Below are 23958 nucleotides of genomic sequence, written 5' to 3'. Positions count from 1 at the left end.
TCAGGCCTTGATTTCGAAATAGTGCGCCCAAACCAAACTTTCCGGATCCCAGCTCATTCCAGGATGCATTCTTAAGATCAAATCCCGGTAACTTTCCAGACTCGGATAACCTTCTGCTTTGGCATGTTCATCCGTCATGTCTCCCAATTTTTCCCTTTGTAAACCGGTCACTACAAACTCGGTGCCTTGCAACTCAAAGCTTTCTCCCGGCCAGCCATAAACGCCATTTCGGCGCTGCTGAGTTTTCAAACCCGCCTTGGCGGCAGCAACCAGTTTTTCGTGACGTATCAGGTTATCGATAGAGCAGGTTTTTTGGGGTAAGTCAGACATAAATAAGCTTATTTAACCTTTTAAAAAGTAAGAAAAGAGGAAGAATGGATCAGTTTAAACAGCTTTTAGTCACAGCATGAACTCTGATCAAAATTTATTATTATACCTTTCGCACTTCAAATTTCGACAGTGCCTAAGGAGGCAACGGGTTGTTCGGCAAAGGCTTTGCCAGCATGGATGCTGGCATAGAGCCTATAGGGATGTATTTACGGCGTCCTTTGACGGGCACCCCGGTGCCGAATTTCGATATACGATGGGTATGTCTACGTTCAATGCCTCACCAAACCCCGGTGTTAGGCATAGAATCCCAGGGCTCTGCAGGTTTCAGCGACGAACCTTTTTGTAAAAATTCAATGGAAATCTGATCCGGCGACCGGATAAATGCCATGTGGCCATCTCTGGGCGGACGGCTGATCAATACACCTTTATCCATCAGCTGTTGGCAGGTTGCATAAATATCGTCGACTTCAAACGCTATATGCCCAAAATTTCTGCCGCCGGTATAGTCTTCGGTATCCCAATTATAGGTAAGCTCCAACAAAGGCGCCTCATACCGCTTAGCTGGGTCGGCATCCAGAGGAGCGGCCAGATAAACCAACGTAAAACGGCCTTGCTCGCTTTCCATACGGTTAATTTCCTGCATCCCGAGTTTGTTGCAATAAAAGTCCAGGGATTCATCCAAATTGCGAACCCTGACCATGGTATGTAAGTAACGCATCATACTGACCTCTCATTTGCAAAGTTATCGTTTTCAGCATCTGCTCACGCCTACCATTTTATTGGATGTAGGCGCTTGATTTCTAAGAACGCATGAAACCATCCCTGTTGCAGAAACCTTTTCATTCAATCACCGACACCCTCTATTACAAGCGGGCGAGTTTTAACGTTTTCAATTAATGTGTAGCAACTAAGGAATAAGCATAAAGTAACTTCCACAAGCTTGACTGTTTGTGAGGTTCGGTGGCTCGTCTGACAGGACGCCGTGAATACGTCCGTGTAAGCTTGACAGCGTCAATCCCTGAAGCCGATACCTGTCAATCGAGCCACCGAACCCCTTCCAGTCTTTGAAGAAGTTGTTTCATGCTAGTTGCTAACCGATCTGAATGTCGATAGACGGATACTTAATCCGGCGTTGCTTGGGTATAGCAATAACATAAGCTACCGTCAATGGCCCAAGACGTCCTACAAACATGAGCAACATAATCAACAATTGACCGGCATTAGTTAAATCGCCGGTCAAGCCTCTGGACAAACCTACGGTGCCTAATGCCGACACCACTTCAAATAAAATATCCAAAAGCGGCGCTGCCTGGATAACCGATAACATAAGCGAGCCCAGCAGCACGAGCATCATTGAAATGACGGTTACCGCAAAGGACTTCATGATCAAATTCAGCGGAATTGAGCGGCGCAAGATCGTGACTTCATCATGCCGCATTAAAAATGCATACGTCGTGATTAACAGCACGACGAAAGTGCCTAACTTTATGCCGCTGGCAGTACTTAAAGAACCACCGCCGATAAACATCAAAATAAGCATGAGCAAAGATGTGGAATCCGTCAATGATTCTATAGGCAAGGTATTGAACCCCGCAGTCCTGGGCGTCACTGCCTGAAACCAGGAGGCGGTTAACTGATCGGATAAAGAAAAACCTCCGATGGTAGCAGGATTCTTTCGTTCAAACAGCCACACCAGCAGCCATGCCAGTAAATTAAGCATCACCGTGCTGCTGATCATCACTTTGGTATAAACCTGAAGTTTCTTCCAGCTGCGCTTTTTCCAGACATCCTGCAACACGACAAACCCGATGCCGCCGATGATAAAAAGTGCAGTGATGATGAGATTAACAGGAATGTCTCCCTGATAGGCGGTCAAACCATCAGCAGACAAAGCAAATCCCGCATTATTAAACGCTGAAATCGTATAAAAAAAAGCATGATAAGCCGCTTGCGAAAGGCTGTATTCATCAAGCCAGCACAGCATTAAAAGTAAAAAACCAATAGCCTCTATAGCCAAAGAGAAGACAATCACCGCTTTGGATACATCTTTAATACTGTTGAAGCTGGTTTGATTCAAGGCTTCCAAAGCCACTAACTGATGCCTCACACCCAATCGTTTGCCCAGATTCAATAACGTAAGAATTGAAAAGGTCATAAACCCCAAACCGCCGGCCTGAATCAACACCGCAATGACAACCTGGCCGAAAACTGAAAACCCGGTACCGGTATCCAACACAACCAGGCCCGTTACCGTTACAGCCGATGTCGCTGTAAAAATGGCATCAAGCCAGGTAATCGATGACGCTGTCGCGATCTCCAATTTCAGCAATCCGGCACCGAATAAGATAAGCATCAAATAACCCATCATCAATATGGCGGGTGGACTGGCATTGATCAAAAGATGTCGGAACTGCGCTTTTTTTTGCACTAATGAACCCCACAACCGCGGCAGTTGAGTCATCGCTTATATCAATTGTGGAGCCAGCTTCGTCAAAGACAAACGATCTCCGGCCAAAATCAGAATATCATTTGCCTCAATGACGAATTGCTCATGCGGACAGGGAAATAATTGCTCACGCCGCTTGATCAGAAGCCCAAACACCTTGCCTTTCACATCCGTCAACAAATCCACCAGCGCCTTACCCGCCAACCGCTCAACAACGGGCACTTCAACAATATACTGCTTGTTACCCAGAGCCATATATTCTCTGATCATAGGGTAAGAAAGCGCCTGAGCCGTTCTTTTGCCCATCTCTTCTTCCGGATGAACAATGCGCGTTACCCCCAATCGATTTAAAATTAAATGATGTGAAGCGGAAGTGGCCTTGACCCAAAGATTTTCTATTCCAAGATTCTTTAAATGGACGACACACAGCAAACTGGCCTGCAGATTCTCTCCAATCGCGACAATAACTGCATCGTAATCGGTCAAACCCAGTTCAAGTAGCGCATTTTCATCGGTGACATCGGCTATAGCCGTGAGCGTGAGCAAACTGGATAACGACTCAACCACTTTTCTGTCAGAATCGACACCCATGACATCGTGATTCATTTTGACTAATTGCAACCCTAGCGTAGTGCCAAATCTACCTAAACCGATCACCGCATATTGAGCCATAAACACACCAAAATAACGCCAATATCACCTGCTCCGGCATTCTCATGAGCAATGGCAACGGACAGGACTAATAATGGCCGGGAATTATACGCTTTAAAAACAAGCAGACAATGAAACAATGGCGAGGAGACCGGCTTACAATAGCAAGATCCCGGCGAACCACGGCCGGCTCTTTTAATGATGGATGACTCACATTCCTGATAACGGGTTTCTTTACAATAAAAATATACGGTATAAATTGACTACTGAAGTTTGGTCAGCATTTGATGCATAAAACTTTCCGGTAACTCGACTGAACCATAAAAATCAAAACCTATGCAACCTTTCATTGACGGCTTAACATTCAGCATTTTGATTGCAGAGATAAAACAGGCTAACCCCTTGTTACTGGTGATCAAAGAGCTCAACCGCAGTGCTTGCGACCTGTTCGGTTATGCACAGCACGATCTGATCAATCAACCTCTCAATGTTATATTGTCGCCCCATTGCCCGGCAGAACTTTGGCAAAATGCGCTGGCACAATTGGATAGCGACCATCCTGCGGCCAATTTTCAAGCCGAATTGATCAATCGTGAGAATCAGATTTTCCCCGTCATGATTTCACTCGGCAAACTGACCGATCCCGCCAAAAATGAGACGCCCACTATTGCTGTTTTAATCCAGGATCTCAGTGCATCCAAGCAACAGGAAAGAAAATTGCTGCTGATGCATGCCGCAGTCGAACAGAGCGCCAGCGCCGTGGTGATAACCGATCCCAGCGGCCGGATTGAATATATCAATCCTAAATTCTGCTCCATGACCGGATACAGTCACGAGGAACTGTTAGGCCATAATCCCAGAATACTTCAGTCCGGTGGCACTTCTGACGAACAATACCTGAAAATGTGGCAGGAACTGCTCAAACAGGGAGAATGGCGGGGAGAGATAAAAAATCAGCGCAAAAACGGTGAAGATTATTGGGCATTTGAGAGCATCAGTGCGATTAAAAACAGCCGCGGCGAAATTACCCATTTATTAGCGGTAGAAGAGGACATTACTGAACGCAAACAAGTTGAAGCCGCCCTTCAGGAAAGCGAACAACGCTTTAGACAAATGGCCGAAATGACCGGGGAATGGTTATGGGAGCAAGACCCAGGCGGATACTATATTTACTGCAGTAACGCGGTAAAAACAATTTTGGGTTACAAACCCGAAGAGATTATAGGAAAACACTATACCGAGCTTCTTACGGCCCAGGATAAAACCGATTTTCAACCTTACTCCTCAGTCCAAAATGCCTTTTATGCGCTGACCAACCATTACCGCCACAAAGAAGGCCGCCTCGTGATCGCCGAATCAACCGGCCTTCCTATCATAGATGCACAGGGCAAGCTGCTGAAGTGGCGCGGTGTGGATCGTGACATTACCGCAAGAAAGCATTACGAAGATGCTCTGATCGAAAGCGAGAAACGCACGCGACTGATCATTGAAACTACGTTGAATGCAATCATCATCATGGATTCTTACGGCATCATTACTGACTGGAATCAGCGCGCTGAAAAAATGTTTGGCTGGACGCGCCAGGAAGCGATTGGTCGCAATATGGCCGAGCTCATAGTACCCGAACGATTTAGGAAACTTGTTCATCAAGAACTCAGCCATTTTCTTATCACAGGGAGCAGCCGTGTTATCGATCAGCTAACCGAGCAAATCGCGTTGAGAAGAAACGGCACCGAGTTTCCTGTTGAATTGAGTATTGCACCGCTAAAAATCGGCAATGCCTATGAATTCAGCGGCTTTGTGCACGACATCAGCAGCCGAAAAGCCGCTGAAAGGCAAATTCGAGAAGCGCAGGTCAATCTGGCCATCGCGCAAAACGAAATGAAAATTGCCCAGCAAATTCAAACGTCCTTGTTTCCAGCCAAACCAATCATTTCACCCTATTTCGAAGTGACTGGTTTTTGCCTTCCTGCAACCCAGATAGGCGGTGATTATTTCGACTATTTTTACCGCGACGAGCAGCATCTGGACATGGTGATTGCCGATGTTTCCGGGCATGCGGTAGGACCTGCCCTTCTGATGGTTGCTGCACGCAGCGCCATTAGAACCCAGGCCACCTGGTTAGGCTCACCCGCTCAAACCTTGGACGTGCTGAATAATTTTCTTTATGAGGATCTTTATAACGCCGATCATTTTATTACGCTCTTTTACCTTCAGTATTACACCACAACGCAAACCCTCAGTTACGCCAATGCCGGACACCCACCGCCCCTGCTCTACCAAAAATGTAACTTTAGCTGTAAAGAATTGGACGCCGACGGATTGATCATAGGAATCAGGCAAAATATTAACTTTGAAGAAAAAAAAATCACACTCTGTGCCGGTGATTGCCTGCTCATCTATACCGATGGGCTGACAGAATCCCAAAATCCGACCGGGGAACAATTCGGCATTGACAGACTAAAAACCTTATTCGAAAAATACGCTGATCAAAAGCCGGGATTTATCGTCGACACGTTAATTCAACACCTCAAAGATTTCTGCCAATCAGACCTTTTTTATGACGATATCACGGTCATGGTATTCAAACGCTCATAAAAGTCCGGCAATTCTCAGTTTGATCTTTTCGGCGTCATTTTGGGCTGAGAAAATCCTTTTGAAGAACGCCGTAAATCCTTCCATGGGGACTTGACAGCAGCATCTGACCGCCAAGGAGGGTGGAAATGCAGATTTTTTCCGGAATAAAAATCTGCCCTGCTGCCGACATCCTCAAAAAACTTCCCCCAGCCCTTTTTTACCTTCAAATTGAGAATTGCTAATACCAGCCAGAAGAAAATACCACCTCAAAAAATTCCTTTATACTTCTTGTAATGGTTCTAGGCCAATAGCCTAAAAAGAAAGCAGCCACATGGCAATCAAACTGCCGGCAAAACCTTGTTATCCACAATCCATGACATCAAGACTTACCAGGCTAAGACACATCAATGAATAATCAATCGGACTTAATTACTGATACGTTGCTGCACTTTTGTCAGGGGCAACTGAACCTCGATCAACTGGAAACTTTTTTTCAGCAAATTCTTATTCAATCGCCTAAAAAACACGAAGAAATCCGACACGTGTTACGTATCAGTCTCGAACAGAAACAGTTGAGCCCTGAGCACTATCTAAGCTTACTATCATCATTAGACAGGATCAGCCATTCAGAAAATCGGACTGACGATGATGAAACGCGGTTCAGTCCTGTAACGCAATCCTTAACAGATGATGAGACACGTGTCAGTTCATTGAATGCTGAGTCATCCGCTTTATCCAGCGAAGAAGAAGCAACCGTTGTTATCAATCCGGCCGGACGAACGGCTCCGGCAAAGACCGTGTCGTCAGGTTTTCAAGCAGGTTCAACAGCTGCCACGCTGTCATTTACTCAAACTACTTCAACTTCTGCAGGCCTTTCAAATAACGGCCCCCTAGGCATCGGCTCGACGCTCAAGGAGCGTTTCGTGTTGCAGGATGTGCTGGGTAGCGGCGGCATGGGCGTGGTCTACAAGGCACTGGACCTTCGCAAGCAGGAAGCAAGAGACAAATCCCCTTACGTAGCGCTGAAAATCCTCAACGAAGATATTAAAAACAACGCGACCGCCTATATTGCTTTACAAAGAGAGACCCAAAAAGCCCAGACCCTGGCACACCCTAACATTATTACAGTCTACGATTTCGACCGGGATAAAAGCCATGTCTTCATGTCCATGGAAATACTGGATGGTCAATCGTTAGGCCGGTATATTTCCGAAAAGGCCCCCAATGGCCTGCCTTTCAAAAAGGCCTGGTACATCATTAAAGGCTTATGTCTGGCGCTGGCTTATGCCCATAAGCACGGAATAGTCCATTCCGATTTCAAACCAGGCAATGTCTGCGTTTTAGAGAACGGCGAAGTTAAAGTTCTTGATTTCGGCATAGCCTGCGCCGTGAGCCGTCATGATGCCGAACAGGATCAAACGGTATTTGACGCCCGCCGTGATTTGGGGGCACTCACGCCGGCTTATGCAAGCCTGGAAATGTTTTATGAAAATGATCCGGACCCCAGCGATGATGTTTACGCCTTAGCCTGCGTAACCTACGAGATTTTGACCGGAAAGCATCCCTATGGAAAGCTTTCAGCCCCTAAAGCCATGGAACTGAATCTGCAACCTAAAATGGTCAGTGGCTTAAGCCGAAGACAATGGAAAACGTTAGCCAAAGGACTCGCTTTTAAACGGCAAGACAGAATCCAATCCGTTCAGCAATTCATGAACGGGCTGCAAGCCAAATCCGCACTGCCCATTATCCTGGGTAGTCTCGCTGTATTGACGCTAATTGCCGGTATTGCCGGTTACATTCAGCTCGCTCAAGAAATAGATCCGTTACAAGACAAAATCATTCAGCTAAGCCCCGAACAACAATTAAAAATCAAAGACTTATTAGATTTAGCCGAAATTCATTTTGATGTGGGCTATTTGACGGCGCCTACCGGAAGCAATGCACTCTGGTCTTATAGGCAGGTGCTTGAGATCGACCCCTATAATAAAGAGGCGAAACAGGGGCTGAAAAAAATTGCCGATATTCTGAGCGAGCAAGCCGAACAACTTTATGTTAAAGGCAAACATGATGAAAGTCTGACCAAAATTGAAGAAGGATTGGAAGCTATCCCCAAACACCAGGCCTTATTGGATCTCAAAGCTAAAATTTTACGCCAGCCCTGAGATTCGATCGTAAACACCGGCGTCCATAGTGATGCAAGTAGTGAGTAACTCATGAAGTCGCCTGAGCAATTCCCAGTTTGATGATTAAACGGGGAAGCTTAAGCTTTGCGGGCTTGACGGCAGCAGGCATGCTGCCGTCAAGCCCGCATGAATGGATTTACGGTGTTCCTCGCAAGGCTTACGCCGACCCTCAACGCTACAAAAAGATAAAACCGGGAATGGCTCAAGGTGGCTGCAGCCTAACACCTGCCCAGTATATTCAAGTAAAATAGGGCTAACGTCATTTTATAAACAAGGTTTAACCAAGATTTTTATCCGGTCCTTGTCTACACGTCAACTTAGCTTGTCTTGAAATTAACTTAATGGAACAACAAAGCACTTTCGTCAATTGGTTCAGAAACTCCTCTCCTTACATCCACGCGCACCGAAACCGTACCTTTGTCATTTTTTTTAGCGGCGTGGCGGTAACTGAACCGAATTTCGATAATTTGATTCATGACTTTGCCTTATTGAAAAGCCTGGGTGTCAGGCTGGTTCTGGTTCACGGCATTCGTTCCCAAATCGATGAACGCTTGCTCCAGCAAGGTGACACCCCGAGATTTCACCATCATCTTCGCATTACCGACCAATCAACACTGCAATATGTCAAACAGGCGGCCGGATTGGTCCGGGTTGAAATTGAAGCTTTGTTATCGATGGGTTTGGCTAATTCACCCATGGCCGGCGCAAAAATAAGAGTCGCCTCGGGCAATTTTGTCACCGCAAAACCGCTCGGTGTGCTGGATGGAATAGACTATTGCTATACAGGCAAAGTCCGTCGAATTGACAGTCAGGCGATACATCAACAACTTGACCAGAATAATGTCGTGCTCATTTCGCCGATTGGCTATTCACCGAGCGGGGAAGTTTTTAATCTTTCGGCGGAGGAAGTCGCAACCGAAGTTGCTATCGCCTTGCAGGCTGAAAAACTGATTTTGATGACTGAACAAAACTGTTTAAATCCTGACAACCAGAAACCGGTCCAGCAACTGACTACCGGACAAGCCAACGAATTACTGGAAAACAATCCAAACCTGCCGGAGGCCATCGCCCGCTCTTTAAGCGCTGCCATTCAAAGCTGTCAAAACGGCGTAACACGCGCCCACCTGGTCAACCGACAAATTGATGGCGCTTTATTACTGGAATTATTTACGCGTGACGGCATCGGCACCTTGGTCAGTCACGCCGCATTTGAGACGATTCGCACGGCCGTTCTGGATGATATTGGCGGCATCATGGAATTGATAAAGCCACTTGAACAACAAGGCTTACTGGTTAAACGCTCACGTGAAAAACTGGAAATGGAAATTTCCGACTATATTATTATTGAACGAGACGGTTTGATCATTGGCTGCACCGCTCTTCACGCGCTAGCTGATTCGGGTAGTGGTGTAATAGCCTGCCTGGCAATACATCCGGATTATCAGAGAGCATCCAGAGCCAGCCACCTGTTGGATTACATTTATGAGAAAGCGGGACAGTTTAATTTTTCGAAGCTTTATGTACTCTCGACTCAAACCGTTCACTGGTTTATTGAAAGAGGGTTCAAGCCTGTTTCAATCGATCTTTTGCCTGAACCTTTAAAATCGTCTTACAACCCGCAGAGAAATTCCAAAGTCTTATGCAAAATTATTAGCTAATGCCTATGCCTTATTCAAAGACGGTGTCTATCCTTCAAATTACCGACCTTCACATTTTGCCTGAGCCAGGGGAGAAAATGCTGGGCATAGACACCGAGTATTATTTCAAGGCCGTTCTTGAACAGGCATTTGCCGCAGGCAACACCTTTGACCTTATTCTGGTATCGGGAGATCTTGCTCAAGATCCTTGTACTGCGAGCTATACGCGAATTTTAAAAACACTGGAACAGTACCCCGTCAATTCGGTGTGCTTGCCCGGCAATCACGATGACTACCCGCTGATGCTCAGTTTGTTTAACAGCCAAAAAGTCAGCTGTTACAAACAAACCTTGTTTGAAGACTGGCAGTTAATCTGCCTTAACAGCCAGATACCCGGACGACCGGGCGGCAATATCGACAATGAAGAACTGTTGTTTTTACAGAAGTGTCTGGCTGAACAGCCTGATTATTTTGCGTTAATCGCAGTCCATCATCATGTGCTGCCTACGCAAAGCCAATGGATGGATACCATGCTGATTGAAAATCAGCATGAAGTTTTGAAAATACTATTGAATTATCCGCAGGTAAAAGCCGTCACATCGGGGCATATCCATCAAGTGATGGACCGCGATTATCAGTCTTTACGGGTTCTAGGCTCACCAGCTACCTGTTTTCAATTCAAACCGCTGTGCAGAGATTTTACGCTGGATCTGGAAATGCCAGGGTACCGTATCATTAACTTATTGCCTGATGGATCAATCGAGACCAGCGTCTACCGCCTTCCGGGCTTGCTCCAGGAATTAAGTTTGGACTCGTTTGGCTATTGATCTGGTTTTTTTGGCATTCTTTTTTTCTTTAGCCAGATAACCATCTGCTTTTACCGGAACAGAATCAGCTACCAGCAGCGCACCCAATTCCGCCATCGCCTTGCGATAAACCTTGCGCTTGAAATACACGACATCATTCAGTGGTTCCCAATAGTCCACCCACCGCCAGCCATCAAATTCAGGCTTGGAGGTTCGATCAAAACGCACATTGGATTCAGGCGTAACCAAGCGCAAAATAAACCAGATTTGTTTTTGTCCTATGCAAAGAGGCATCGACTGTTTGCGGATATATCGTTCCGGCAATTGATAACGCAACCAATATCGTGTGCGCCCCAGCAATTGCACATGCTCAGCGCGCAGACCGGTCTCCTCCCACAGTTCACGATACATCGCAGCTTCAGGGTCTTCGTCATCATTAATGCCCCCCTGTGGAAACTGCCAGGAATTGGCACCGGAACGTTTAGCCCAAAACACGCGACCCTCGTCATTGCAAAGGATTATTCCGACATTAGGCCGGTATCCTTTTGAGTCAATCATGTTAAAACCTTTAAATTATCTGACCGTCACCGACTGCTTCGCTTTAGGCGATCAGTTCGCTGGAACCGGGAGAATTAGTAAGCCGTGAAACCGCAAGGTTTTTACAGGCATTAAAAGCGCATGTGCTGCAGATTCTCAATCAGTTCTTACTATATGAGTTCAGCGTAAACCCGCTAAGGTGATAAACTCGTCGTAACGTTCAGTGAATAAAAATTAATGAAGCTATTGTTCCACAAATCAGTTGGGGAGGCTATAGCCTATTTTTAAAGCTAATTTAAACGGGTATTTTAATGAGCCTAGCTATTTTTGATTTAGATAATACACTCATCGCGGATGACAGCGACTATCTCTGGGGCCAGTTTCTGGTCGACCAGGGCATTGTCGACAAAGACGCTTATGAAGCGGCAAATGCCAAATTTTACGAGGACTACAAACAAGGGAATCTGGATATCAGAGAATTCCTGGCTTTTTCTTTACGTCCGCTTGCCGATAATGAACCGCAAAAATTGTATCAATGGCGAGAACAATTTGTTCAGGAAAAGATATTTCCAATCTTGCTGAAACCTGCCCAAGAACTGATAAACAAACATAAAGTTAAAGGCGATACCCTAATGGTTATTACCGCGACCAACCGGTTTGTCACTGAACCGATCGTACAACTTTACGGCATCGATATTTTGATAGCGACCACGCCTGAATTTTCCGATGGAAAATATACCGGGGGGTTTAATGGCGTCCCGTGTTTTCAGGAAGGCAAAGTCACATTACTGACCGAATGGCTGGCATCGCATTCAGAAACACTCGATGACAGTTGGTTTTACAGCGATTCCCACAATGACTTACCGCTATTGAATCGAGTCACACACCCGGTTGCCGTAGACCCGGATGAAAAGCTGCAACTGATTGCAGAACAGCAGGAATGGCCCATTATCAGCCTCAGAAACGATGCCTGCCCTACCCATCACTTCAAAAAATAAAGCCGCAATTTATAAATTTCACCGCGCACAATTAAACGGCAAAGGTGTTTAAGCAATTCTCAATTTGAAGGGAAAAAAGGGCGGGGAAGCTTTTTGAGGATGTCAGCGGCAGGGATGCTGCGGTCAAGCCCCCATGGAACGGTTTACGGCGTTCCTCGAAAGGCTTTTCTCAGTCCAAAATGACGCTGAATTTCAAGCTGGGAATTGCTCAGGGTATCTGCAACAGGAATGGTTTGTCGCACCCTTTTAAATCGAGCACTTTGCACTCGATTCAAAGCGGACGAGTATTGACAGACAAAGAATCATTCACCTTTTAATTTTTCTTGATCAGAAAAATTTGTTTTTCCCCTTCCCGCACAAACTCAACAATTTCATGCCCGGTCTGTTCGGTGTAGACACCGATATCCAGATGCGCAGCCGGATCGGTAGCGATTATTTTAACCACATGTCCGGCCAGCAATTGCTGAAGGGCTTTCTTTAATCTTAACAAGGGTAATGGACACATTAACCCGCTGGCATCAACTTCTAAATCAAATTCAATCATGGTTCTTGGATATAATTACTATTAACTCCCTACGTGGTGTTTATAATACCACCGCTACCATAAACAGCGAACTAACCGATCACATGGACTATTTTCCTTTATTTTTTAAACTGACAGGCCAAGCCTGTTTAGTGGTGGGGGCAGGCGAAATTGCGGCTAGAAAAATTGACTTGCTCAGCAAAGCCGGGGCCTGCATTACTGTCATAGCCAAAGATATCCGTTCTTCAATAAAAGAAAGAGAAAGTGACTTAAGCCTTCGAATCATACAAAAAAGCTTTACCGCAGAGGATGTCGCGGGATTTACCCTAGTCATCTCGGCCACCGACAACAAAACCACCAATGAAAGTGTTGCCGCCGCTGCACGTCAGCACAAAATACCCGTTAATGTCGTTGACAGCCCCGAACTGTGCAGTTTTATTTTTCCTGCTATTCTCGATCGCTCACCTTTGATAGTCGCGGTTTCATCGGGCGGTGCATCGCCGGTTTTAGCCCGTTTGTTAAGAGCCAAACTGGAAACCATCATTCCGCCCACTTACGGTCGCCTCGCACATTTAGCTGAAAAATTCAGGCCCCAAGTCAAGCGATGGATCAAAGAACCTGCACAACGCCGAATTTTCTGGGAAAAAGTGTTACAAGGCCCGATTGCAGAACTGGTTTTCAAGGGAGACGAACAACAAGCGACGCTTCAACTGGAAAAATGCCTGACCGAAGAATCAAATTCAACAGCTCAAGGTGAAGTTTATCTGATAGGAGCCGGCCCAGGCGACCCTGATTTGCTGACTTTTAAAGCATTACGGTTAATGCAACAAGCCGATGTTATCCTCTATGACCGCCTCGTCGCACCGGCAATTCTGGAACTGGCGCGCAGAGATGCTGATAAAATCTATGTCGGAAAAAAACGCAGCGACCATAGCCTGCCTCAGGATGAGATCAATAGTTTACTGGCCAATCTTGCCAAATCAGGCAAGCGTGTAGCCCGTCTTAAAGGCGGCGATCCCTTCATATTCGGCCGTGGCGGAGAAGAGATTGAAACACTGATGGAGCAAGGTGTTAATTTTCAGGTTGTGCCCGGCATTACCGCCGCATCGGGTTGCGCCACCTATGCGGGCATCCCTTTGACGCACAGGGATTATGCTCAATCCTGCACATTTGTTACGGGTCATTTAAAAGACGACACCATAAACCTCAACTGGAATCAGCTCTCTCTGCCAAATCAAACCCTGGTAATTTACATGGGGTTGATAGGACTGCCTTTTCTTTGCCAGTCATTGATAGATCACGGCGCACCAGATGACTTACCGGCCGCATTGATTCAACAAGGAACCACATTGAATCAAAAAGTGTATACCGGCACACTCTCGACACTTCCCGCTATCGCAGCCAACAAGGATATTAAACCGCCGACCTTGATCATTATCGGGAATGTCGTCAAATTGCATACTAAACTAAATTGGTACAGCGCTACTTCAGCGCTGTAATCCGGGATCAGTCATGCTAAATCGCTTATGTTTTGTCGCTTTATTTTGTTTATTCCTGCTTAACGGCTGTGATAATTCGTCAACTTCAGAAAAAACCCAGCAGCTCGGTCCGGATAATCTTTTTGCGGCTGATATTTCCGAACACTATGCTTTGATCAGCAACATGTCGGGACCTGCGGAACTGTGGCAATTAAAACCCAAAAGTCTGCTTCATTCATGGAAACATCTGGATGGCACCAATGGCATTATCAAAACGGCTATTTCAGGTAATGAAGAATTTGCAATCACCGCAGAGCGTGATTCTTTGGCCTGGTGGCGCATCAGTGATGGCAAGCTTTTAAAAGTTTGGAGTTTCCCCGAGATTAGCGCGGTCAGCCTATCGGGCGATGGACGCTTTGCGCTTATTGGACTCGCAGATAAAGCCATCTATTTTGCACTTAAAAAAGGCATCACGATTTACGCTTTCAGGCATGAAGGTTCAGTTTTGGCAACCGATATTTCAAAAAGCGGACAGTATGCATTAACAGGTTCAGCCGACAAAACCGCCAAATTATGGGATTTGGCAACAGGTGAATTAAAGTACAGCTGGACTCATTACAATCAGCTGTCATCAGTTGCGATAAGTCCGGATGATAGCTATGCCTTTACCAACGCAGCACTTGGACAAGCGCTGTTATGGAAACTCAGTAATGGTAAAATCTACAAATCGCTTAAACCTGAAAGACAAACGGTAGCGACTGCAAAATTCTCAAGCAACGCCCGTTATCTGGTAACAGGTTTAACATCAGGGCGTATTGATCTTTTGAATGTTAAGACAGGTCTACGAATCAAGTTCTGGCGCGCTAAAAAGGATGAAAAGAGGCGGCCAACTGTTGCTTCGGTTCTGGGACTTGCGTTTACCGAAAACGATAAAAAGATTTATAGCATCGCCTCAAATGGTTACCTGCAACGCTGGAAAAAATAGCTAAAAATTCAGTAATTGTTCAGGCACTTCAACGATAATCTTCACGACAAAAAGTAAAATTAATTGAATTTTTCGGTTAAATCCCCTATTCTTTTCGGGTTTAACTTTTTTATTGAGCGCAGTCATTTAACTATTACTAAAGAGTGCGCTCTTTTTCCATCACAAGAGAGGTCAAAATGAAAAAATTATTAATCGCGTCTGCTGGAATTGCCCTGGTTGCCCTGAGCGCACAAGCTAACGCTGCTGCCGACGCTGAAATAGGCAAAAAAATCTACGACCGCGCTTTCGGACGCGGTTGCGGTGCTTGCCACGACATTTCTTCAAATCCGCAACTGCGCGAATTGATCAAAGGCGGTAAATTAGATCGCGCTAAATTTGGTACTGTTTTAAAAGAAGGTAAAAACGGTATGCCTAAAGCAGTTGAACAAATCATGAGCCTAGGCCCAGTCAAAAAAGAAGGTCTGACTGAAGAGCAAGCTATCGATGCTGTTTACGACTACCTGAGCAAATAAGTTAAAATCGCTAATTAATTTTGACTTAAAAAACAAAAGCCCCGCGCGATCCAATCGACGGGGCTTTTTTGTTGGGGGAGAAGGCAAAAAACAGTTGATCGCTATTAGGCTCTTCCTGATGCTTACGCCTTGACCACCGGAAAAGCTAACACCTGATCAATCGATGTGGACTGGGTCATTCGCATTAACAGCCTATCCAAACCGATTGCAATTCCTGCGCAATCCGGCAATCCCGATTCAAGCGCTTTCAACAAACGAACATCCTTAGTCACATCAGGCAAGTCCTGTAGACGTCTGATGGCTATTTCTCTGTCAAATCGCTCATCCTGCTCCTGCGCATCGGTCAATTCGTAATAGCCATTACCTAACTCGACGCCATCAATAAATACTTCTACCCTGTCGGTAATATCTGGATTTTGAGCATTCAAACGAGCCAGTGAAGACTGGCAGGCGGGATATCCAAATACCAGATACAAAGCATTGTCATTTAACTTGGGCTGAACGCAATGGCTGAAAATAAAGTCCAGCCATAACGCATGAGACGTTCCGCATAGGGTGATGGCTTCAGCTAGTCCTGTTTGTTCGGCATAGGAAGAATAATCAGCCAAAGAAAACCGTAACGCATCCAGACCGGTATGCTGCATAAAAACGGCTTGATAACTGAGTCTATGGGTACAGGTCAATGAACGGTAGGGGGAAAACACAACTTTTACCAGTTCCTCAACCTCGTCCATCAAGTCAAACAAATCAAACCCGACTCGGTACCATTCCAGTAAAGTGAACTCAGGATTATGTAAACGTCCTGTTTCTCCGTTTCTGAAAGCCTTGCAGATTTGATAAATTGAACCGGAACCGGCTGCCAATAAACGTTTCATGGCAAATTCCGGCGATGTTTGCAGATACAACCTTTGTCTGCGGGGATAAAGCAGGTAATCCGTCGTGAAAAAAGCTAATTGAGGATCTGTTCCTATGCTTTGGCTCAGTAAGGGCGTTTCAACTTCCAAAACCCCCCTTTCCGAGAAGAACTGCCGGATGGCCGCCAGTAATTGCGCCCTGCTCTTCAACAGCGTTAAATCGCCAGAAGGCAGCCAATCGGGATTCACTATTCTTTAACGCGAGAAACGTATTCACCTGTGCGGGTATCCACCTTGATGATCTCACCCGTTTGAACAAATAGAGGCACTCGCACTACTGCACCGGTTTCCAGCGTGGCCGGCTTGCCGCCGCCGCCTGAAGTATCACCTCGCAAACCGGGATCGGTCTCGGTGATTGCCAGTTCAACAAAATTGGCAGGCACCACGGATAATGGAGAATCATTCCATAAAGTAACTGTGCATTTGTCTTGGTCTTTTAACCAGTTCGCGGTGTCACCGACTGTTTTATCATCCGCCTGGTATTGCTCGAATGTGTCCGGCACCATAAAATGCCTGAAAGAACCGTCATTGTAGAGATACTGCATTTCAATATCGACCACATCAGCACTTTCCAGAGAATCCCCTGATTTAAAGGTTCTTTCGATCACCCGCCCTGTTTTCAGGTTTCTGATTTTGACTCGATTGAATGCTTGTCCTTTACCCGGCTTCACAAATTCATTTTCAATAATTGCACACGGATCATTATCCAACATGACTTTTAATCCGCTTTTAAATTCATTGGTACTGTAAGTCGCCATTTTTTCCTCGAGACAAAAAACGATATAAAAACGAGGCATTATAATGGACGCTGGATTTGTAAGAAACTAAATCACACATCTCATGACTAAAAACCACCCACCACTGGGCGATATTCGCTGGCAACACGAATTGGCCAACGCTTTTAAAACGATTGACGACCTGTGTAAGTTTCTGCATCTGGACACAGCCCAACTGCCTGTTTCAGAAGCTGCGGCCAAACAATTTGTCTTACGCGTGCCACGCGGTTTTGCAGAATGCATGCAAAAAGGCGATGCCAGCGATCCTTTGTTGCGCCAAGTATTGCCGTTGACTGCTGAATTACTGCAAATGCCGGGCTTTAGCGATGATCCGGTTGGCGACAAAGCGGCCGCCAGAGAAAACCTGATTATTCACAAATACGACGGCCGGGCCCTGATGATTAATACCGGAGCCTGCGCAATCAATTGCCGCTATTGCTTTAGGCGGAACTTTCCCTATTCGGATTATCAGGTCAGCAAAGAAAAGCAGGATCAGGCACTGACTTATATTAAAAACGATATCCGGATTAAAGAGGTGATATTAAGTGGCGGCGATCCCTTATTGCTCAGTGATCAGCGATTAGCCGACTTGATGCAGGAATTGGCTGACATTGACCACGTAAAGAGGATTCGCATTCACTCCCGCTTGCCTATCGTTTTACCCAGCCGGATTACCGGCACATTACTGGCTATTCTAACCAGCACACCTGCCACCCCCGTGATGGTCATACATTGCAATCACGCCAATGAAATCAGCCAATCTGTTGCTGACGCCTGCCGGTTGATCAAAGATTACGGTATCACTCTATTTAACCAGTCCGTCCTTCTTAAAGGCGTTAACGATACGGCAAATGATTTATGCAATTTAAGTGAACGTTTATTTGAAAACGGCGTTATTCCCTACTATTTACATAGCTTGGACAAAGCCAACGGCACGCAGCATTTTGAAGTCAGTGAAGAAGACGCCCTCAAACTGATTAAGCAGATACAAGACCACTTACCCGGCTATCTCGTACCCAAATTGGTCAAAGAGATCGCAGGCGCAGCCTCAAAACAAAGCTTGACCGGATAGACCGCGTTATTCCTTAGTGCAAGAGGGTCGTTAGTGGCCTACAATTAACTTCGATTCCATAAGGGAATTACCTATAGATTTTGTCCGGGGCCAATGTTTTTTCGCCCCGTCTTTAATCAGATGCCCTATGAAAAGATGACTCGACACTTGGATCTTCCATCAATCATAAACGCTGATTCGATTTCGAACTGGCTCTCTCTGGTCAACTTCATTGAGACTATCCCGGCCAGTAATGAATTACTATCAGCGTTAAATCTACTATCAAAACTTCATGGCAATGATCATGATTTGTTGGCCGGATTGAAGGTTATCGAGCCTTTAGTACATCAAAATTGCGACAAGCTGATACTTTTGTTAGCGCAAAGCAGCCCCGATCCAGGCCACCTCAGCACCAAATCAAGAAAGATTGCCCGATTAAACGCCATGCTGATAAGAGCATTATGCCTTGCCTATATCAATGCCTTGGGGCAAAAGTCGATGCCGGATCAAGAGAAAACAGAAACGCTGGCAAAAATTTTGCGCTTGATCACTGAATCTATCCAGGCCAATAGCCTCTATTACAATCGCGGATCCACGACACTCTGGAAAAAAATGGGCGGGCTTTACGAGTTGGCGATTCGTGAAAATCTTTTAGAAAAGACAGTAACCGATCACTCAAACGATGCATCCAAAAATACAAAGCTTGTTTCACTGTTTAAGCAAAGTCTGATACTTGATCTGTTAAACGCCTATCAAGCCCCTTTCAATAAAAGAACAGCTCTTTTTGACATAGCCATAAAATACGCGGACAAACTCGATATTTCAGAGCAAGCAACGACGCATCACACGTTTATCTGGGATACCCGGACAGAATTGCCCCTCCTTAGCGGTCAGGCTGAATCATCAGGTTCGAACCCAGTTTATATCAATACAGACCCCCTGACCCAGCATCTTAAGAAAATCCACCCTGAACTTATCGGCAGAGATTCCTGGTTTTTTCCCAACTGGCAAAAACTAAACGGATACAGAGAGATTCTTGACTCTCTTACGCCGAGTATGCCCCGTTATTTTGAGGTTGTTGTGGGTATGGAAGCGTGTTTGGAACTGATAAAACAGCTCACCAAACTATCCAACTTAAAACGCCTCAGTGCACTACCCGAGCAAAGCAACAATTTAAACGATATCGAGTTAGAACCCCTGAAAGATATTAATACCGGTCACATAGATCTATCGGGTAGCGGACTATCATCAACTATCGAGCGTGCCAACATCCAACCCGCGCGCTTTGAAAATTTCTGTTCTGCTCAAATCAGACATGCATCAATCCGTATCAACACCCTGGTTCTCATCCTTAGCAACCAAAAACCGCCCGATCTAGGCATTGTCAGAGCCCAGCAGGCAAACCCGAATGACTCAATCGGCTGGGCTCTGCTGGAAAAATTACCGGGAAACTTGCGAACCGTTGTCATCAGATATAACGAGAGAATCAGCCGTGGGCTTTTACTGAGAAGAGAAAACGGAGCATTGAGCGTTTTATTTCCGGCAGCCCGCTATTCATCCGGAGATAAGCTCGAGATAACCGGAGATAACCCGCGCACTTTAACGCTTGAAAGGCTGGAAGAAACCAACGATCAATTCATTTGCTTTCAGGCAAGAGTTGATTAATTATTCCGTGAGGCACATGCGCCGCAGCTACGTGTTTGGCAGCCGACTCACAATGTCCACGCTGATCATCGAAAAAAATGTCGGCGCCAAATGCATCCAAAAACTCGCCTTTGGGCATGCCGCCGAGAAATAACGCCTCATCAATACGAATACCCCAGGCGCGCAGCGTTCTGACTACCCGTTCATGAGCCGGAGCCGCTCTGGCTGTGACCAGCGCCGTGCGAATCGGAGAATGATCCTGCTCAAAATGACTTTGTATATGCTGCAAGGCACTCAGAAAATCTTTAAACGGCCCACCCAACAGCGGCTTTTTCGCCTCGTTCCTTTCATTCTCAGTAAAGGCCTTTAAACCTTGCTCCTGATAAATACGTTCGGAAGCATCCGAGAACAATACCGAATCACCATCAAAGGCAATCCGCAACTGCTCCGAACTTTTTTGCAGCGATGAACCGGATAGAATCGTTGCGGCAGCAAATCCAGAATGCAAAGCCTTTGCTACATCATCGGCATTGGTCGACAAAAACAAATGCGCACCGAAAGGCGGTATGTAGCCATAAGGAGACACGCCACTGGTAAATGCCGCCCGGGTAATATTCAGCTGAAAATGCGCAATCGAGTTAAAGACTCTTAAGCCGGTATCGGCGCTATTTTGTGACAATAAAATCACTTCAACCAGCGGCCCAATCTTACTCAAATCATTGATGGCCAGAAACTTTCTGACCAGATCAAAACCGAATCCCGGCGATAAGAGCTCATCTTCATGATCGATTTGATAACGGCAATACGCTTCTTTTCCCTGTTCTTCAAAAACACGGTGAGACTCGGTCAAGTCAAACAAGGCGCGAGAAGAAACAGCGACAACCAGCTTATTGATTTTCATGGGTACAGTCGGACTCACCGACTGGTATTGAATGTATACGAACGCACAACACCCTGATTGTCGAAACGAATGACAAGATCTTTGGTTTCATCGTCGGCGAACAGCGAGTAGCGATATCGCCCGTAAGTCCAGGTATTTCTTCCATCTTCGATACCCATCCGCCAAGGCAGCCCAAACATTTCCCTAACCTGTTGTTGAGTCGTTTGCCCAATCTTAATATCGGACACCCGGGAATTAGGAAAATCCTGACCAATCGTGGCACACCCGTTGATTTGCAAAACACCAAAGACCAAAATCAAAGCGCTTAAAAGCCGCTTGAATGCGGAAAATTGAAGTGATAATCGAAATAAACTCATGATATTAAAAACCCTTTCATTGAAAAAAAATGGTAATTACTCGCCCGCTTGGAATAGTGGATGTAGGTGCTTGATTGAAATGGCTTCTGCTACAGGGATGTTGCGGAGAGCTACAGGATTGTATTTATGCGTCCTTTGAAATCAAACACCTACACCCACTTAAATTAGCTGAGGTTACCCGATACACTATAACAACCTTGCCCTAGCCCAATCAAATGTAGCCCCGATATTTTAAAAGCAAAAGCCCAACCGTAATGGTTAAAGCACTGCCAATCGTTGTCAGTGCAATAATTTCAGCCGCCATGGCACCATGCCGGGTCATTTGTTTAGCCATGACAAAACTGGCCGAGGCACAAGGCACCGACATCATCAAAAACAACAAGCCCAGTTCCTGCGCCCTAAAACCCCAGGCAATTGCTAAGCCCGTCACAATAGCAGGCACAACAACCAGCTTAAAGATCGATGCCCAGATAACCTCTTTATGATTGGCTTTAAAACTTTCCCAATGCAAACTACCCCCCGTGCAAAGCAAGGCTAAAGGCAAAGTCATTTGGGAAAAATAGTGCCCCGAATTAGCCACAATTTCAGGAATCTCTACGGCAAAATAGGAGCCGGTAATACCCAGCAAAACAGCCAAAACCAGAGGATTTTTTAACAAACTCAGCCAATAGGAGGCTTTATCCGTACGTAGCACCAAGACCGCCAGAATATTGTATAAAACGGTCATCAATGCCAAATAAATACTGGCTTTGGGCAATATTTGCTGACCATAAGCGTTGAGCACCAGGGCGATACCCATAACCCCCATATTGCCGCGAAATGCACCTTGCACAAAAACACCCCGCTTTTCTCGGATCACAAACAGCGCCGATGTCAGCCATAACAAACCGACAATCATCACGGTGACGAGTGAAGCAAACAAAACCAGCGGTCCATCTAGTGATTCACTCAGCGGCGTGGACACGGTGCCAAAGAAAAGCAGGCAAGGCAAGGTGACGTTGAATACTATTTTATTGCCGACCGCTATAAAATGATCGTCAATCAGTCCTGTTTTCCGGAACAACCAACCCATACTCAAGATCAGCAGCGTAGGACCTGTCACATTTAAAGCAAAAAACAACTGGTCAAAATACATAGTATGGAATTATCAGTGACAGCGCGTTTAGACAGTGTTCGTTTGAGTTTCAGGATCAGCGGAATGCTAGCCCGATAAGATAATGACACTCAGTTGCTCCGTTTTAAAAACAAAGACATTTAAACGTACACCAACAAAGTGATTAATCTTATAAGGAATTATTGGATAATGCCGCATGTCTGACTGTTTATCAACCAGGCTCCGGCAACCCCTCACCGCTTAACTTTAGGAATCAAACTGTTTATGCGCTATTTATGGCTATTCGTTCTTCTATTATTGAATCTTCAAGGGTGCTCGAACTTGCCGGTGGCGCTGCAAAATCCGCCTATCCCTGACTTGACCTACCAGGACATCACGATGCAGCCAAACGGTCATCTGAACCGACCTGTTCGCTGGGGAGGCACAATACTGGAGGTTCGCAATGAAGAACAATACACTCAAATCGAAGTGCTTTACTACCCGTTGAGCAGTAGCGGCAGACCGCAAAGTAATTCGGCGACAGAGGGACGCTTCCTGATACAAAGCCCGCGATTTCTCGATCCAGCCGTCTACCAAAAAGATCTCGAAATAACCGTTGCCGGCTTATTTACGGGCGAGAGCGAAAAAAGAATTGGCAACAAAACACTAAAAATCCCCATCATCCAGGAAAACACGCTTTATTTATGGCCCAAACAACAACCTCAATATTATTACTGGAACGAATTCGGTTACGGGCCTTATTACAGTCCATTTTATTTCGGCTTCAGACCCTACCGGTACTATGGTTATCCTTATGGCCGGTATTATTGGTAAACGCTGCAGGTGTAAAAAGAGCTCTCGGGTGATTTCATGACCTGCTTGTGCTCTTTTTATCCGGTAAAATTGGCTTGGCCTCCATAACGGCTCTTTTATCAAGCAAATACACCCAGCTTCCTTCTTCACTGACCTTCAATGCCGTCAACTTTTTGCCTGCACAGATTTCGCTTAACGATTCGCCGCTAACCGGGTCATAGCAAATGCTGTGCATGGAACACTGCAAATAACGCCCCGACTCATCAAAAATGTTGCTTTCCTCACAATCCAATGCTCTGGGCATATGCACGCATTGATTCAAATAGCCGTATACCGCACCGTTAAAACGAATCAGAATTGCACCGTACGGGTTCCCCCGATACTTGATATTAAAAGAAAACTTTCCTAATTCCGGAATTTGGAATCCCTGACAAATAGGCTCTGGAACTCTTCTTATTGCCATAATTGTTAACCTCCGTTTTCCATTACAGCAAACATCAGGCCAAAGGTTATTAAACAGAGAAAAGAGCAGGGCAAACGCATTAAAACACTATAGAAAATCAGATAGTTAAACTATTACTTTTTCCGGATTAACTATAAGATTTGGTTTATTTGAAACCTAAAAAAGGCTTTGTGTCGCTATCGCGACGCTTAAGTGGAGTCGGTTCGCGGACCGACAACCGCGATACTGCTACGAAACCCATCCCTGGGTTTCGCCCTTCGGGCCAGCTAAAGCTGTTCAAAATC

The 23958-nt window shown here is 45.7% G+C and carries 24 protein-coding genes; 12 read left to right on the top strand and 12 right to left on the bottom strand.

The features are described from left to right. From Q7V32_RS18880 to Q7V32_RS18865, 4 genes are all read right to left on the bottom strand, one after another. Nucleotides 1-330, bottom strand: coding sequence for an ASCH domain-containing protein (locus Q7V32_RS18880; protein ID WP_304898532.1), 330 nt, complete (start codon nucleotides 328-330; stop codon nucleotides 1-3). 277 nt (nucleotides 331-607) lie between these two features. Continuing rightward, nucleotides 608-1048, bottom strand: coding sequence for a VOC family protein (locus Q7V32_RS18875; protein WP_304898553.1), 441 nt, complete (start codon nucleotides 1046-1048; stop codon nucleotides 608-610). Between the two features lie 372 nt (nucleotides 1049-1420). Beyond that, nucleotides 1421-2791 carry a TrkH family potassium uptake protein gene (locus Q7V32_RS18870; RefSeq protein WP_304898531.1) on the bottom strand — a complete coding sequence of 457 codons (1371 nt, stop codon included), beginning with the start codon at nucleotides 2789-2791 and terminating at the stop codon, nucleotides 1421-1423. Between the two features lie 3 nt (nucleotides 2792-2794). After that, nucleotides 2795-3448: a TrkA family potassium uptake protein gene (locus tag Q7V32_RS18865; protein ID WP_304898530.1), complete on the bottom strand. Its 654-nt coding sequence runs from the start codon at nucleotides 3446-3448 to the stop codon at nucleotides 2795-2797. 315 nt (nucleotides 3449-3763) lie between these two features. Between Q7V32_RS18865 and Q7V32_RS18860 the strand changes: the two genes are divergently transcribed. The 5 genes from Q7V32_RS18860 to cpdA all read left to right on the top strand — a co-directional run bounded on the left by Q7V32_RS18860 (nucleotide 3764) and on the right by cpdA (nucleotide 10651). Next, nucleotides 3764-6025, top strand: a complete 2262-nt coding sequence (locus Q7V32_RS18860; protein WP_304898529.1) for a PAS domain S-box protein — start codon at nucleotides 3764-3766, stop codon at nucleotides 6023-6025. A 386-nt stretch (nucleotides 6026-6411) separates the two neighbouring features. Next, on the top strand, nucleotides 6412-8166 hold the full coding sequence (locus Q7V32_RS18855) for a serine/threonine-protein kinase (protein WP_304898528.1): 1755 nt from the start codon (nucleotides 6412-6414) through the stop codon (nucleotides 8164-8166). A 128-nt stretch (nucleotides 8167-8294) separates the two neighbouring features. Beyond that, nucleotides 8295-8438, top strand: a complete 144-nt coding sequence (locus Q7V32_RS18850) for a hypothetical protein (protein ID WP_304898527.1) — start codon at nucleotides 8295-8297, stop codon at nucleotides 8436-8438. Between the two features lie 90 nt (nucleotides 8439-8528). Then, entirely contained in the window at nucleotides 8529-9845 is a 1317-nt protein-coding gene (argA, locus tag Q7V32_RS18845; protein ID WP_304898526.1) for an amino-acid N-acetyltransferase, read from the top strand. Between the two features lie 5 nt (nucleotides 9846-9850). After that, the gene (gene cpdA, locus Q7V32_RS18840; RefSeq protein WP_304898525.1) at nucleotides 9851-10651 is read left to right on the top strand and encodes a 3',5'-cyclic-AMP phosphodiesterase; all 801 of its coding nucleotides are present in this window, start codon (nucleotides 9851-9853) and stop codon (nucleotides 10649-10651) included. Here cpdA and Q7V32_RS18835 read toward each other — a convergent pair. Further along, nucleotides 10625-11188: an RNA pyrophosphohydrolase gene (locus tag Q7V32_RS18835; protein WP_304898524.1), complete on the bottom strand. Its 564-nt coding sequence runs from the start codon at nucleotides 11186-11188 to the stop codon at nucleotides 10625-10627. The genes cpdA and Q7V32_RS18835 overlap by 27 nt on opposite strands. Before the next feature lie 290 nt (nucleotides 11189-11478). Here Q7V32_RS18835 and Q7V32_RS18830 point away from each other — a divergent pair, with 290 nt between their 5' ends. Continuing rightward, nucleotides 11479-12165: an HAD family phosphatase gene (locus Q7V32_RS18830; protein WP_304898523.1), complete on the top strand. Its 687-nt coding sequence runs from the start codon at nucleotides 11479-11481 to the stop codon at nucleotides 12163-12165. A gap of 313 nt (nucleotides 12166-12478) precedes the next feature. Here Q7V32_RS18830 and Q7V32_RS18825 read toward each other — a convergent pair whose 3' ends face one another. Continuing rightward, nucleotides 12479-12709 (bottom strand): sulfurtransferase TusA family protein, encoded by a 231-nt coding sequence (locus Q7V32_RS18825; protein WP_304898522.1) that lies wholly within the window; start codon nucleotides 12707-12709, stop codon nucleotides 12479-12481. An 83-nt stretch (nucleotides 12710-12792) separates the two neighbouring features. Here Q7V32_RS18825 and cysG point away from each other — a divergent pair, with 83 nt between their 5' ends. The 3 genes from cysG to Q7V32_RS18810 all read left to right on the top strand — a co-directional run bounded on the left by cysG (nucleotide 12793) and on the right by Q7V32_RS18810 (nucleotide 15663). Beyond that, nucleotides 12793-14187, top strand: a complete 1395-nt coding sequence (gene cysG, locus Q7V32_RS18820; RefSeq protein WP_304898521.1) for a siroheme synthase CysG — start codon at nucleotides 12793-12795, stop codon at nucleotides 14185-14187. A 13-nt stretch (nucleotides 14188-14200) separates the two neighbouring features. Continuing rightward, complete coding sequence (locus Q7V32_RS18815; protein WP_304898520.1) at nucleotides 14201-15151, top strand: WD40 repeat domain-containing protein; 951 nt, start codon at nucleotides 14201-14203, stop codon at nucleotides 15149-15151. Nucleotides 15152-15327: 176 nt separating this feature from the next. Continuing rightward, nucleotides 15328-15663, top strand: a complete 336-nt coding sequence (locus tag Q7V32_RS18810; RefSeq protein ID WP_304898519.1) for a cytochrome c — start codon at nucleotides 15328-15330, stop codon at nucleotides 15661-15663. A gap of 122 nt (nucleotides 15664-15785) precedes the next feature. On the opposite strand, the gene epmA is transcribed toward Q7V32_RS18810, so the two are convergent. Together epmA and efp are read right to left on the bottom strand one after the other, a co-directional pair. After that, entirely contained in the window at nucleotides 15786-16766 is a 981-nt protein-coding gene (gene epmA, locus Q7V32_RS18805; RefSeq protein ID WP_304898518.1) for an EF-P lysine aminoacylase EpmA, read from the bottom strand. Beyond that, nucleotides 16766-17335, bottom strand: coding sequence for an elongation factor P (gene efp, locus Q7V32_RS18800; RefSeq protein WP_304898517.1), 570 nt, complete (start codon nucleotides 17333-17335; stop codon nucleotides 16766-16768). Before efp ends, epmA begins: the two co-directional genes overlap by 1 nt. Nucleotides 17336-17417: 82 nt before the next feature. On the opposite strand from efp, the gene epmB reads away from it, so the two are divergent. Both epmB and Q7V32_RS18790 read left to right on the top strand, forming a co-directional pair. Continuing rightward, the gene (gene epmB / locus Q7V32_RS18795) at nucleotides 17418-18425 is read left to right on the top strand and encodes an EF-P beta-lysylation protein EpmB (RefSeq protein WP_304898516.1); all 1008 of its coding nucleotides are present in this window, start codon (nucleotides 17418-17420) and stop codon (nucleotides 18423-18425) included. Between the two features lie 135 nt (nucleotides 18426-18560). Further along, nucleotides 18561-20069: a hypothetical protein gene (locus Q7V32_RS18790; RefSeq protein ID WP_304898515.1), complete on the top strand. Its 1509-nt coding sequence runs from the start codon at nucleotides 18561-18563 to the stop codon at nucleotides 20067-20069. Here the strand turns inward: Q7V32_RS18790 and Q7V32_RS18785 are convergent. The 3 genes from Q7V32_RS18785 to Q7V32_RS18775 form a co-directional block, all read right to left on the bottom strand. Further along, nucleotides 20041-20949 (bottom strand): 5'-nucleotidase, encoded by a 909-nt coding sequence (locus tag Q7V32_RS18785; protein WP_304898514.1) that lies wholly within the window; start codon nucleotides 20947-20949, stop codon nucleotides 20041-20043. The two genes, Q7V32_RS18790 and Q7V32_RS18785, sit on opposite strands and share 29 nt — an antisense overlap. 14 nt (nucleotides 20950-20963) lie before the next feature. Continuing rightward, a complete protein-coding gene (gene bamE / locus Q7V32_RS18780; RefSeq protein WP_304898513.1) occupies nucleotides 20964-21305 on the bottom strand; it encodes an outer membrane protein assembly factor BamE in 342 nt (113 codons plus the stop codon). 211 nt (nucleotides 21306-21516) lie between these two features. After that, nucleotides 21517-22440, bottom strand: coding sequence for an AEC family transporter (locus Q7V32_RS18775; RefSeq protein ID WP_304898512.1), 924 nt, complete (start codon nucleotides 22438-22440; stop codon nucleotides 21517-21519). Nucleotides 22441-22683: 243 nt separating this feature from the next. On the opposite strand from Q7V32_RS18775, the gene Q7V32_RS18770 reads away from it, so the two are divergent. Beyond that, nucleotides 22684-23232 carry a Slp family lipoprotein gene (locus Q7V32_RS18770; protein WP_304898511.1) on the top strand — a complete coding sequence of 183 codons (549 nt, stop codon included), beginning with the start codon at nucleotides 22684-22686 and terminating at the stop codon, nucleotides 23230-23232. Nucleotides 23233-23266: 34 nt separating this feature from the next. Here Q7V32_RS18770 and Q7V32_RS18765 read toward each other — a convergent pair whose 3' ends face one another. Beyond that, complete coding sequence (locus Q7V32_RS18765; protein ID WP_304898510.1) at nucleotides 23267-23674, bottom strand: Rieske 2Fe-2S domain-containing protein; 408 nt, start codon at nucleotides 23672-23674, stop codon at nucleotides 23267-23269. Between the last annotated feature and the right edge of the window lie 284 nt (nucleotides 23675-23958).

The organism is Methylicorpusculum sp. (genome assembly GCF_030651835.1).
Classification (GTDB): domain Bacteria; phylum Pseudomonadota; class Gammaproteobacteria; order Methylococcales; family Methylomonadaceae; genus Methylicorpusculum.
This window is presented reverse-complemented; position numbering and strand designations above follow the sequence as displayed.

Bases quoted from the DNA above. Each gene is read 5' to 3' on its own strand.
- Q7V32_RS18825 (WP_304898522.1), bottom strand. From the start codon at position 12,709: ATGATTGAATTTGATTTAGAAGTTGATGCCAGCGGGTTAATGTGTCCA.
- efp (WP_304898517.1), bottom strand. From the start codon at position 17,335: ATGGCGACTTACAGTACCAATGAATTTAAAAGCGGATTAAAAGTCATG.
- Q7V32_RS18785 (WP_304898514.1), bottom strand. From the start codon at position 20,949: ATGAAAATCAATAAGCTGGTTGTCGCTGTTTCTTCTCGCGCCTTGTTT.
- Q7V32_RS18875 (WP_304898553.1), bottom strand. From the start codon at position 1,048: ATGCGTTACTTACATACCATGGTCAGGGTTCGCAATTTGGATGAATCC.
- cysG (WP_304898521.1), top strand. From the start codon at position 12,793: ATGGACTATTTTCCTTTATTTTTTAAACTGACAGGCCAAGCCTGTTTA.
- argA (WP_304898526.1), top strand. From the start codon at position 8,529: ATGGAACAACAAAGCACTTTCGTCAATTGGTTCAGAAACTCCTCTCCT.
- Q7V32_RS18790 (WP_304898515.1), top strand. From the start codon at position 18,561: ATGACTCGACACTTGGATCTTCCATCAATCATAAACGCTGATTCGATT.
- Q7V32_RS18865 (WP_304898530.1), bottom strand. From the start codon at position 3,448: ATGGCTCAATATGCGGTGATCGGTTTAGGTAGATTTGGCACTACGCTA.
- epmB (WP_304898516.1), top strand. From the start codon at position 17,418: ATGACTAAAAACCACCCACCACTGGGCGATATTCGCTGGCAACACGAA.
- Q7V32_RS18775 (WP_304898512.1), bottom strand. From the start codon at position 22,440: ATGTATTTTGACCAGTTGTTTTTTGCTTTAAATGTGACAGGTCCTACG.
- Q7V32_RS18855 (WP_304898528.1), top strand. From the start codon at position 6,412: ATGAATAATCAATCGGACTTAATTACTGATACGTTGCTGCACTTTTGT.
- Q7V32_RS18770 (WP_304898511.1), top strand. From the start codon at position 22,684: ATGCGCTATTTATGGCTATTCGTTCTTCTATTATTGAATCTTCAAGGG.
- Q7V32_RS18835 (WP_304898524.1), bottom strand. From the start codon at position 11,188: ATGATTGACTCAAAAGGATACCGGCCTAATGTCGGAATAATCCTTTGC.
- Q7V32_RS18815 (WP_304898520.1), top strand. From the start codon at position 14,201: ATGCTAAATCGCTTATGTTTTGTCGCTTTATTTTGTTTATTCCTGCTT.
- bamE (WP_304898513.1), bottom strand. From the start codon at position 21,305: ATGAGTTTATTTCGATTATCACTTCAATTTTCCGCATTCAAGCGGCTT.
- Q7V32_RS18870 (WP_304898531.1), bottom strand. From the start codon at position 2,791: ATGACTCAACTGCCGCGGTTGTGGGGTTCATTAGTGCAAAAAAAAGCG.
- Q7V32_RS18880 (WP_304898532.1), bottom strand. From the start codon at position 330: ATGTCTGACTTACCCCAAAAAACCTGCTCTATCGATAACCTGATACGT.
- Q7V32_RS18810 (WP_304898519.1), top strand. From the start codon at position 15,328: ATGAAAAAATTATTAATCGCGTCTGCTGGAATTGCCCTGGTTGCCCTG.
- Q7V32_RS18850 (WP_304898527.1), top strand. From the start codon at position 8,295: ATGCTGCCGTCAAGCCCGCATGAATGGATTTACGGTGTTCCTCGCAAG.
- Q7V32_RS18830 (WP_304898523.1), top strand. From the start codon at position 11,479: ATGAGCCTAGCTATTTTTGATTTAGATAATACACTCATCGCGGATGAC.
- cpdA (WP_304898525.1), top strand. From the start codon at position 9,851: ATGCCTTATTCAAAGACGGTGTCTATCCTTCAAATTACCGACCTTCAC.
- Q7V32_RS18765 (WP_304898510.1), bottom strand. From the start codon at position 23,674: ATGGCAATAAGAAGAGTTCCAGAGCCTATTTGTCAGGGATTCCAAATT.
- Q7V32_RS18860 (WP_304898529.1), top strand. From the start codon at position 3,764: ATGCAACCTTTCATTGACGGCTTAACATTCAGCATTTTGATTGCAGAG.